Consider the following 10,074-nt stretch of genomic DNA (forward strand, 5'->3'; position numbering starts at 1 on the left):
GGCGGTTTCGGGCGCGGGGTTCGCGCCCTACGAGGTGCTGGTCGGTTCGGGCCTGCTGGCGGACGCGGCGGCCGGCCCTGCGCGCATCGCCGCCCTGCTGAAGCAGCCCCGTGTCCTGATCGTGTCGGACGAGACGGTGGCGGCGCTGCACGCTCCTGCCCTGATCGCGGGGCTCAAGACCCATGGCGTCCACGCCGAACTGTCCACGGTTCCGGCGGGCGAGGCGTCCAAATCGTTCGCGCATCTGGAGCGGGTGCTGGACCGCTGCGCGGAAGCGGGGCTGGACCGCAAGGACATGATCGTGGCCCTGGGCGGCGGTGTGGTGGGCGATCTGGCCGGGCTGGCGGCGGCGCTCTACATGCGCGGGATCGACTTCATCCAGGTCCCCACGACCCTTCTGGCCCAGGTGGATTCCTCGGTGGGCGGCAAGACCGCCATCGACACCCCGCGGGGCAAGAATCTGGTGGGTGCGTTCCACCAGCCGCGTCTGGTGCTGGCCGACATCGATGTTCTGAAGACCCTGCCGGAGCGGCAGCTGCGCTCGGGCTGGGCCGAGGTGCTCAAGCATGGTCTGATCTGCGACGCCGGGTTCTTCGACTGGCTGGGCGGGGCGGGCGCTGCCGGCGCGGCGGGCGATCCGGCCGCCCTGACCGAGGCCGTGGTGCGCTCGGTGCGGATCAAGGCTGCCGTGGTCAGCGAGGACGAGAAGGAGGCGGGCCGCCGCGCCCTGCTGAATCTGGGCCACACCTTCGGCCACGCGCTGGAGACGGCGCTGGGCTATGATGAAGTCCTGACCCACGGCGAGGCTGTCGCGCTGGGCTGCTGCATGGCGTTCCGGTTCTCGGCGCGGCTGGGCCTGTGCGAAGAGGGCGACGCGCGTCGCGTCGAGGCTGTCACCGCAGCGGCGGGTTTGCCCGTCCGAATGGAACAGGCGGGCGGCTTCGACGCGGACCGCCTGATCGCCCTGATGGCGGGCGACAAGAAGGCCGAGGGCGGCGCCCTGACCTTCATCCTGGCGCGCGGCATTGGCCGGGCCGAGGTGGTCAAGGGCGTCGATCCGGCGCAGGTGCGCGCGTTCCTCATGGCCGAGGGCGCGGCCTGAACCCGGCCTGTCCCCTGTGCGAGGCGGCGGACGCGCCGTCCTTCGGCGACATCGGGGGCCTGCGCTATTTTCGTTGCGAGACCTGTGACCTGACCTTCCTCGATCCGGCGCAGCGTCCGTCGCCGGAAGAGGAGCGGGCCGAATACGCCCTGCACCGGAATGACCCGGAGGACGTCCGCTACCGCGCCTTTCTTCAACAGGCGCTGGATCCGTTGCTGCCGCGCCTGGAAGCCGGGGCGGAAGGGCTGGATTTCGGCTGCGGGCCGGGGCCGACCCTGTCGCTCATGCTGGCCGAGGCGGGGCATCCTACGGCGGACTATGACCCCATCTTCCGGCCCGACCCCATTGCGCTGGACCGGCGCTACGACTTCATCACCTGCACCGAAGTGGTCGAGCACCTGCACTGTCCCGGCGAGGTGTTCGCGCGGCTGGACGTCATGCTGAAAGCCGGTGGTTTCCTCTCGGTCATGACCGAGCGTCTGACGCCGGGGCGAGACTTCGCAGGCTGGCGCTACCGCCGCCAGCCCAGCCATGTGGTGTTCTATTCGGACCGGACCATGGACTGGATCGCCGGGCGGTTCGGCTGGCGATCCAGCCTGCACGGCCCGCTGGTCGTCCTGTTTGAAAAGCCCGCCTAGTCGACCGCGCGGCAGGTGGTGGGTTCCAGATTTTCGGCGGTCCAGGTGGCCATGGCGCCCTCGCCGCGCAGCTCATAGCCGCTGGCGGTGTACCAGATGCCGTCGGCGGCGCGCTGCTGGCGCAGGTCCACGGCCTTGCCGCTGACCTGGCGCACCGTCGCCATCTGGCGCGCGTTGTCGAAGTCGACGCTGAGCCGCTCGCCGTTGTTGCACAGATAAACGGCGCGGACGGTGCGGGTCAGGATGCGTTCCTGGATCTCGGCTCCGGTGCGCCGCCGCGCGGTCTGGGCCTCCAGAGCGCGCTCCTGCACCTCGTCGCTGTCAGTGGGGGCTTCGCGGGGCTCGGGGCCACAGGCGGCCAGCGCCATGACGGACACGGCGAGGGAGACGATCAGACGAGCGCGCACAGGGGCGACCTTTGCTGTTTCAGGCCAAGGCTCAACGCGGCTCGAAGGACGCCTGTTCCCCCTTGCGCCTCGTCTTTCGGCGGGGTGCGAAGAACCCCTTCAGAAGGGCGCTCGCCTCATCGGCCAGAAGACCACCCTCAATCGCAGGACGGGAATGGCAGGTGGGCTGGTCGAAGAATTTCGGGCCGTGGATCACCGCCCCACCCTTGGGATCGTCGGCGGCCCAGACAACCCGGCCGATGCGAGCGTGGCTGATGGCGCCCGCGCACATGGCGCAGGGCTCCAGCGTCACATAGAGGGTCAGATCGGTCAGGCGGTAGTTCTGCAGGCTCTCGGCCGCTTCGCGGATGGCGCGAACCTCGGCGTGGGCGGTGGGGTCGTGCAGGGCGACCGGCCTGTTGGCTCCGGTTCCGAGCACCTTTCCCGTGGTCTCATCGACGACAATTGCGCCCACGGGGACCTCTCCGGCCTCCGCTGCGGCTTGCGCTAGATCGAGCGCCGTGCGCATGAACCGCTCATCATGGTCCGCCATTTCAAAGACACCGACAAGACGCCCCGACCGGGCCAGGCCGAAAAGCGTTTCGGCGGCCCCGGCGGCAAGAAGAGCCCCCCTCATAGCGGGAAAAGGGACGACTCCAAGTCCTCGTTCTCGAAAGGGCCGGGTCGACCCGGCGGCAAGCCAGGCGGCAAGGACGACCGGGAGTCGCCCAAGGCGCCGCTTCGTCAGGAGCGCATCGCCAAGGTCATGGCCCGCGCCGGCATCGCCTCGCGCCGTGAGGTGGAGCGTCTGATCGGCCTGGGCAAGGTGGCTGTCAACGGACGCCTTCTCGACACGCCCGCCACCCTGGTCACCCGCGACGACGTCATCACCGTGGACGGCAAGCCCATCGGCACCATCGCCGCCACCCGGGTCTGGCGCTACCACAAGCCGGTGGGCCTTCTGACGACCCACAACGATCCGGCCGGGCGCCCGACCGTGTTCGACGCCATGCCCGCGGGCCTGCCGCGGGTCATTTCGGTGGGACGGCTGGACATCAACACCGAGGGTCTTCTGCTGCTGACCAACGACGGGGAGCTGGCCCGGGCGCTGGAGCTGCCGACATCGTCTCTCGTCCGCCAGTACCGGGCCCGCGCCCGGGGCCGCGTGACCCAGGACCAACTGGACAAGCTGAAGGACGGGGTCACCGTCGATGGCGAGCGCTACGGGCCCATCGAGGCGACCCTCGACAAGGTCAAGGAAAAGGCCGCCGACACCGACAGCCGGGCGCCGGCCAATCTGTGGATCAGCGTCTCCATAACCGAGGGCAAGAACCGCGAGGTCAGGAAGGTTCTGGAATCCGTCGGCCTGACGGTGAACCGGCTGATCCGTCTGGCCTATGGTCCCTTCCAGCTGGGCACGCTGGACACCGGCCATGTGGAGGAGGTGGGCCCCCGCGTGATCCGCGAGATGCTGGCCCAGTACATTCGCCCCGAGAACCTGCCCCAGGGCAATACGGTCGAGACCCCGGCGCCCGTCCCCGGCCGTCGCCCGACCGGATCGGTGGTGCGCGGCAAGTCCGGCTCGCCCATGTCGGACCCCTCGCGCAAGCCCAGCCGCACCCGCGCCGCCGAGGCGGCGGTCGAGGAGGCTGAGAAGCGTCCCGCCAAGAAGGAAGGCTGGGCCAAGGCCAAGCCTCGCTCCAGCCCCGGCGGCGACCGGCCCAAGCGTCCGTTCAAACCCCGCGAGGAGCGGGCGGACGGCGAGCGTCCCCGCCGCGACTTCAAGCCGCGTGAGGATCGCGCGCCCCTTGCCGAGGGCGACCGACCCAAGCGCGACTTCAAGCCCCGCGACGATCGCGCCCCTCGCGCCGACGGCGATCGACCGAAGCGCGACTTCAAGCCTCGTGACGGGGGCGCGGACCGTCCGCGCGGCGGCAAGCCCGGCGCAAAACCGGGCGGACGTCCCTTCGCCCCGCGCTCGGCTGGTCCGCGCTCTGGCGGTGATCGTCCCGGCGGCGACCGTCCGTCCGGTGCAGGCAAGCCCCGCGGCCCCGGCGGCCCGCGCGGACGTTCGTAAGTCTCCATGAGGATCGTCGCCGGACAGTTCAGGGGCCGGGCCATCGTCGCGCCTGAGGGGCAGGGCACGCGTCCCACCTCCGACCGCGCCCGTCAGGCCGTGTTCAATGTGATCGAGCATGCCTCATGGGGGCGGAATCTCGACGGCGCGCGGGTCATCGACCTGTTCGCCGGCTCGGGCGCCCTGGGGTTCGAGGCCCTGTCGCGCGGCGCGGCCTTCGCCCTGTTCGTGGAGACCGATGACGGCGCCCGCGGCGCCATCCGCGACAACATGGAGGCGTTCGGCCTGTTCGGCGTCTGCCGCGTCCATCGCCGCAGCGCCACGGATCTGGGCGCGCGTCCGGGTTCAGCGGGGGAGGCCTTCGACGTGGCCTTCCTCGATCCGCCCTATGGCCAGGGTCTGGGCGAGCTGGCGCTGGCCCGTCTGCTTGAGGGAAATTGGCTGGCGCCGGATGCCTTTGTGATCCTCGAACGCGGATCGGACGAGCCGGAGATCGACACGCCCGGCTATGAACGCCTCGACGCCCGCGACTATGGCGCTGCGCGGGTGCTGTTTCTGAGAGTCGCGGGCGGCGAATAACCGGGCTAGGCTCCGGTCCATGATCACCCGCCGCACCCTCATGACCGCCGCCGGAGCCGTGGCCCTGGCGCCCGCCGCCGCCCATGCCCAGCGCGGACCCTTCTGGGATCAACGCGCGCCCATGCCCTGGGCGATCCAGGAGATTTACGCCGCAGCCTGGGGCGATCGGATCATCACAGCCGGCGGGCTGGCCATGACGCCCGAAGGTTTCCACGTCAGCGACCGCACCGCCGTCTACGACACCCGTCGCGACGTCTGGGAGGAAGGCCCGCGCCTGCCCGAGGCCCGCCATCATCCGATGATCGTGGTCGCGGACAGCAAGCCCTGGGCCTTGGGCGGCTATCGCCGCAGCGAGCATGGGGACTGGACCTCCACCACCGACATCTGGGTGCTGGACGGTGACTGGACGCCCGCTGGAACCATGCCCGCGCCCCAGGCCGAAACCGTGGGTGTCGAGCACGCCGGACGGATTCACCTGATCGGCGGGCGGGCGCCGCTTGGCGCCGGCGACGGCGGCTGGAACGATCAGGGCGACATCGCCGCGCACCGGGTCTTCAATCCCGGCGACGCGCGCTGGGAGGATGCGGCGCCCTTGCCCATGGCCCGGAACAGCGCCGCCGCCTGTGGGATGGGCGGCGCAATCTGGGTGGCGGGTGGACGCACGGTGGAGAGCGGCGGCACGGGACGGCTGGACCGCTATGACGCCGCCCATGATCGCTGGGACACCCTCGCACCGATCCCGCCGTCGCCTGCTGCGGGGCGTCAGGTGGGGGGCGGGCTGGCCCTGGGGGCGATTGACGGACAACTGGTCGCCTTCGGCGGCGAATGGTTCGGGTCCGACAATACCTCACGGCAGGGCGGCGTGTTCGCCGAAACCTGGATCTACGATCCCCTGCGCGACATCTGGAGCGAGGGGCCTCCCATGCCCACGCCCCGCCATGGTCTGGCGGTGGCGACCGTGGGCTCCGGGGTCTACGCTATCGGCGGCGGCGCGGTGGTGGGCGGCGGCCAGGCCAGCGCGGCGGTCGAAGTGTTCTCCACCTGATCCGACAAAATCTGTCCGAATTTTAATGTTGGGCGAATTGCGCCGAACCCCCCGCCTGATAGGGTTCGCCCTTCCAAAGTCTCGGGGGTATCGCGCATGCGTCGTGTTCTGACTTTCCTGTTTGCCGTGCTTCTGGTCGCACCCGGCGCGGCCCTTGCACAAATTTCCACGGAGGCGGCGCCGGTCGCCGAACTGGTCGAACGGGTCGATATTCCGTATGAGCGGTTCACCCTCGACAACGGCCTGACCGTCGTTGTGCACGAGGACCGCAAGGCCCCCGTGGTGGCGGTGTCCATCTGGTACAATGTGGGCTCCAAGGACGAACCCCGGGGTCAGACCGGCTTCGCCCACCTGTTCGAACACCTGATGTTCGCGGGCTCCGAGAACGCGCCGGGCAGCTATTTCAACTATGTGCGCGGCATGGGCGCCACGGATCTGAACGGCACCACCTGGTTCGACCGCACCAACTATTTCCAGACCGTGCCCACACCGGCGCTGGAGCAGGCGCTCTACCTGGAAAGCGACCGCATGGGGCACCTGCTGGGCGCCGTCAGCCAGGAGCGCCTGGATAACCAGCGCGGGGTGGTCCAGAACGAAAAGCGTCAGGGCGACAACCAGCCCTACGGCCTGGTCTACTACCAGATGCTGGAGGACCTGTTCCCCGAGGGGCACCCCTACCGCCACTCCACCATCGGCTCCATGGCCGATCTCGACGCCGCTTCCATGGACGACGTGCGTCAGTGGTTTACCGACAACTACGGCCCCAACAACGCTGTGCTGGTGCTGGCCGGCGACATCGACACCGCCACGGCCCGCACCCTTGTCGAACGCTATTTCGGCGGCATCCCGGCCGGTCCCGTGAACACGCCGGCCCAGGCCGATGTGCCGACCCTGGACGCGCCCGTGAGCCGGGTCATGCAGGACCGCGTCGCCAATGTGCGTCTTTACCGCACCTGGATCGTGCCCGGCATGCTGGACGATGACGCCATCCCGCTGAGCGTGGCGGGTTCGGTGCTGGGCGGCCTGGCCAGCTCGCGCCTGGACAATGAACTGGTGCGTGGTGATCAGACCGCCACCTCGGTTTCGGCCTCCATGCAGGCGTTTCAGCGGGTGGGCATGTTCAGCGTGACCGTCAACGTCAAGCCCGGCGAGGACGCCGACGCGGTGTCGCAGCGTCTGGACGCCATCATGGCTGACTTCATCGCCAACGGGCCGACCGCCGAGGAGGTCCAGCGCGTGGCGACCAACCAGGTGGCGAACCGCATTTACGGCCTTGAGCAGGTCGGCGGCTTCGGCGGCAAGGCCACGGCCCTGGCCGAGGGCCAACTCTATGCCGGCAATCCCTCGTTCTACCGCGAGCAGCTTGAAGCCTATGCGAGCGTGACTCCGCAGGCCGTGACGGCGGCGATGCAGCGCTGGCTGACCCGCCCGGTCTGGTCCATGCGGGTCGAACCCGGCGAGCGCGAACCCTATGTGGAGGCCGCGCGCGACCCGTCCGGCGCCGCGCCGTCCGCCGCACCGCAGGACTATACGCCTACGCCCCGGAATCCGATGCCGCAGATCGCCCAGGTCGAGAATCTGAACTTCCCTGACATTCAGCGCGCGACCCTGTCCAACGGCCTGGAGGTGGTCTACGCCCGCGCCGAAACCGTTCCGGCGGTTCGCGTGGCGGTGGAATTCGACGCCGGTCTGGCGGCGGATCCCGCCACCGCCCTGGGCACCCAGCGCCTGATGCTGAACCTGCTGACCGAAGGCACGGAGAACCTGAATTCGACTGAGCTGGCCGAGGCGCGCGAGCGTCTGGGCGCCTCGATCAACGCCGGTTCGTCGCTTGACCGCACTGTCGTCAGTCTGGGCGCCGTGAGCCCGAACCTGGAGCCTTCGCTGGATCTGCTGGCCGATGTGGTGATGAATCCGGCCTTTGATCCCGCAGAGGTGGAGCGCCTGCGCGCCACCCAGCTGGCCTCCATCGCCAGCGAACTGACGCAGCCTGGCGGTCTCGGCGGCCGCGTCACCCCGGTGGTGCTGTTCGGCGAAGACCATCCCTACGGCCGTCCCTACAGCGGCCTTGGCGATCCCGACACCGTGCGCGCCATTACCCGCGATGATCTTGTCAACTTCCACCAGACCTGGATCCGTCCGGACAATGCCCGCATCTATGTGACGGCGGACGTGCCGCTTCAGACCCTCGTCCCGATGCTGGAAGCCCGCTTCGGATCGTGGGCGGCGCCGTCCACTCCGCGCGGCGTCAAGGATTTCGACGTCGCCATTCCTGATCCCCAGCCGCGGGTGGTGCTGGTCAACAGGCCCCAGTCGCCCCAGTCCATCATCTTCGGCGGCACGATCCTGCCGATCACGGGCCAGGACGACACCCTGGTGCTGGAAGCCGCCAACGAGGTGCTGGGCGCCAGCTTCCTGTCGCGCGTCAACACCGAGTTGCGCGAAGTTCGGGGCTGGTCCTACGGCGCGTCCGCCTCGGTCAGCAATCGCGAGCACCAGACGCCTTACCTGTTCCAGGCGCCGGTGCAGGCGGATCGCACGGGAGACTCCATCGCGGCCATGATCGCCCAGTTCGACGCCTTCCTGACCGAGAACGGCGTGAGTGAAGAGGAGCTGGTGCGCACCATCAATGGCCGCACCCGCCAACTGGCCGGGCAGTTCGAGACGTCCAACGCGGTGCTGGCGGCCATGCGCTCCAACGCCCTGTACGGCCGTCCCGACAACTACTGGGAGATGGTGGCCGGGCGCTACAACGCCATGACCGCCGCCGAGATGGACGCCGCCGCCCGCGCCGTCATCGACCCCTCGCGCTTCGTGTGGGTGGTGGTCGGCGACGCCGAGGTGGTTCGGCCCCAGCTGGAGCAGCTGGGCCTGCCCATTGAGGAAGTGACGCTGGGCGAGTGATCGCAGCCGTCATCCGGAAATCGGCCCGGTCGCCTCGGCGGCCGGGCCTTTTTCCTGTCTGCGGCCACGCTTGGCCTCGAGCGGCGGCGGCGCTTCAATAGCGGTCCCGATGAAAGGACCTCCAATGCGCACGCTGCTCGCCCTGCTTGTGATCGCCGCCGCGCCGCCCGTGGCGGCTCAATGTCCAGCCGACGCCGAAGTTCTGACGGTAAACCGGCCGCTCGGGGCTGCCCGCGCTGCGATCGCCGAAGGGCGCCTGACCATCCTGGCCATGGGGTCGTCCAGCATTGAGGGGGTCGGCGCCTCGGCGCCCGAACTCAGCTTCGTTCCCCTGCTTGAACAGGGACTGGAAACGCGCTTGCCTGGGGTCGTCGTCACCGTCGTCAACCGGGGCGTCGGCGGCGAGAATGCGGGCGAGACCGCCGCCCGATTCCCCGCCGAGATCGAGGCGGCGCAGCCGGACCTGATCCTGTGGCAACTGGGCGCCAATGACGTGCTGCAGAACCGCAGCGAGGATGCCTTTCTGGCCGACTTCCGCGCGGGTCAGGCGCTCCTGGCGGACAGTGGCGCCGACGTGATCGTGATCGATTCCCAGCGGGTGCCAGAGGACCGTGACCTGGACTTCATTCGGGGCAGAAATCCGGCGCTGGGCGCCTTCTCCGCCCTGACGGCTCTGGAGGCCGGGCGGGTCGGCTATGGTGTGTTCCACCGTTTCGACACCATGGCCGGTTGGTCGGGTCTGGATGCGGGTGGCGTCGGTCCTGACGGGCTGCATCTGAACGACGCCGGCTACGCCTGCTGGGCCAAACTGACCGCCGAAAGCCTGGTCGGCGCCTTGCGTTGACCCCTCGATGTAAACGTTTACCCTGAGGCCCGGAAACGCTCACGGACAAGAAAACAATGGCGAATGTCACGCTCGAAGGGGTCAGGAAGAACTTCGGCGCCACGGAGGTGATCCGGGGCGTGGACCTCACCATCGAGGACGGCGAGTTCGTGGTCTTTGTCGGCCCGTCGGGGTGCGGCAAGTCCACCCTCCTGCGTCTGATCGCGGGTCTCGAGGACCTGACCGGCGGCGACGTTCTGATCGGCGACCGCAATGTCAGCGGCGCGGCGCCGGCGGACCGCGGCATCGCCATGGTGTTCCAGTCCTACGCCCTATATCCGCACATGACCGTGCGCCAGAACATGGGCTTCGGCCTCAAGCTGGCGAAGACCGACAAGGCCGAGATCGACCGCCGGGTGAATGCGGCGGCCCAGGTGCTGAACATCACGGACCTGCTGGAGCGCAAGCCCAAGCAGCTGTCCGGCGGCCAGCGACAGCGCGTCGCCATCGGTCGGGCCAT

At 69.2% G+C, this 10,074-nt stretch carries 10 protein-coding genes; 8 read left to right on the forward strand and 2 right to left on the reverse strand.

Going from position 1 to position 10,074, the window contains the following annotated elements:
- Both aroB and C0461_RS11455 read left to right on the forward strand, forming a co-directional pair.
- The coding region (gene aroB / locus C0461_RS11450; RefSeq protein ID WP_292107027.1) for a 3-dehydroquinate synthase at positions 1-1,102 on the forward strand (1,102 nt) is incomplete at its 5' end.
- Between the two features lie 149 nt (positions 1,103-1,251).
- Positions 1,252-1,740, forward strand: a complete 489-nt coding sequence (locus tag C0461_RS11455; RefSeq protein WP_292107046.1) for a class I SAM-dependent methyltransferase — start codon at positions 1,252-1,254, stop codon at positions 1,738-1,740.
- Here the strand turns inward: C0461_RS11455 and C0461_RS11460 are convergent.
- Together C0461_RS11460 and tadA are read right to left on the reverse strand one after the other, a co-directional pair.
- A complete protein-coding gene (locus C0461_RS11460; protein ID WP_292107029.1) occupies positions 1,737-2,147 on the reverse strand; it encodes an MliC family protein in 411 nt (136 codons plus the stop codon). The two genes, C0461_RS11455 and C0461_RS11460, sit on opposite strands and share 4 nt — an antisense overlap.
- A gap of 31 nt (positions 2,148-2,178) precedes the next feature.
- Positions 2,179-2,655: a tRNA adenosine(34) deaminase TadA gene (gene tadA, locus C0461_RS11465; RefSeq protein WP_292107032.1), complete on the reverse strand. Its 477-nt coding sequence runs from the start codon at positions 2,653-2,655 to the stop codon at positions 2,179-2,181.
- Between the two features lie 12 nt (positions 2,656-2,667).
- Between tadA and C0461_RS11470 the strand changes: the two genes are divergently transcribed.
- From C0461_RS11470 to C0461_RS11495, 6 genes are all read left to right on the forward strand, one after another.
- Entirely contained in the window at positions 2,668-4,203 is a 1,536-nt protein-coding gene (locus tag C0461_RS11470) for a pseudouridine synthase (RefSeq protein ID WP_292107035.1), read from the forward strand.
- A 6-nt stretch (positions 4,204-4,209) separates the two neighbouring features.
- Complete coding sequence (rsmD, locus tag C0461_RS11475) at positions 4,210-4,782, forward strand: 16S rRNA (guanine(966)-N(2))-methyltransferase RsmD (RefSeq protein ID WP_292107038.1); 573 nt, start codon at positions 4,210-4,212, stop codon at positions 4,780-4,782.
- Between the two features lie 19 nt (positions 4,783-4,801).
- Positions 4,802-5,827, forward strand: a complete 1,026-nt coding sequence (locus tag C0461_RS11480; protein WP_292107040.1) for a kelch repeat-containing protein — start codon at positions 4,802-4,804, stop codon at positions 5,825-5,827.
- Positions 5,828-5,923: 96 nt separating this feature from the next.
- Positions 5,924-8,731: a pitrilysin family protein gene (locus C0461_RS11485; RefSeq protein WP_292107042.1), complete on the forward strand. Its 2,808-nt coding sequence runs from the start codon at positions 5,924-5,926 to the stop codon at positions 8,729-8,731.
- A gap of 124 nt (positions 8,732-8,855) precedes the next feature.
- Positions 8,856-9,575, forward strand: coding sequence for an SGNH/GDSL hydrolase family protein (locus C0461_RS11490; protein WP_292107044.1), 720 nt, complete (start codon positions 8,856-8,858; stop codon positions 9,573-9,575).
- A gap of 56 nt (positions 9,576-9,631) precedes the next feature.
- On the forward strand, positions 9,632-10,074 hold a 443-nt coding region (locus C0461_RS11495), incomplete at its 3' end, for an ABC transporter ATP-binding protein (protein ID WP_292107045.1).

It is taken from the genome of Brevundimonas sp., from assembly GCF_013823285.1.
In the GTDB taxonomy this organism is placed as follows: domain Bacteria; phylum Pseudomonadota; class Alphaproteobacteria; order Caulobacterales; family Caulobacteraceae; genus Brevundimonas.

What these genes read in the sequence shown, in the direction of transcription:
- tadA (WP_292107032.1), bottom strand. Translation starts at nt 2,655, where the DNA reads ATGCGCACGGCGCTCGATCTAGCGCAAGCCGCAGCGGAGGCCGGAGAG.
- C0461_RS11470 (WP_292107035.1), top strand. Translation starts at nt 2,668, where the DNA reads ATGGTCCGCCATTTCAAAGACACCGACAAGACGCCCCGACCGGGCCAG.
- rsmD (WP_292107038.1), top strand. Translation starts at nt 4,210, where the DNA reads ATGAGGATCGTCGCCGGACAGTTCAGGGGCCGGGCCATCGTCGCGCCT.
- C0461_RS11480 (WP_292107040.1), top strand. Translation starts at nt 4,802, where the DNA reads ATGATCACCCGCCGCACCCTCATGACCGCCGCCGGAGCCGTGGCCCTG.
- C0461_RS11485 (WP_292107042.1), top strand. Translation starts at nt 5,924, where the DNA reads ATGCGTCGTGTTCTGACTTTCCTGTTTGCCGTGCTTCTGGTCGCACCC.
- C0461_RS11490 (WP_292107044.1), top strand. Translation starts at nt 8,856, where the DNA reads ATGCGCACGCTGCTCGCCCTGCTTGTGATCGCCGCCGCGCCGCCCGTG.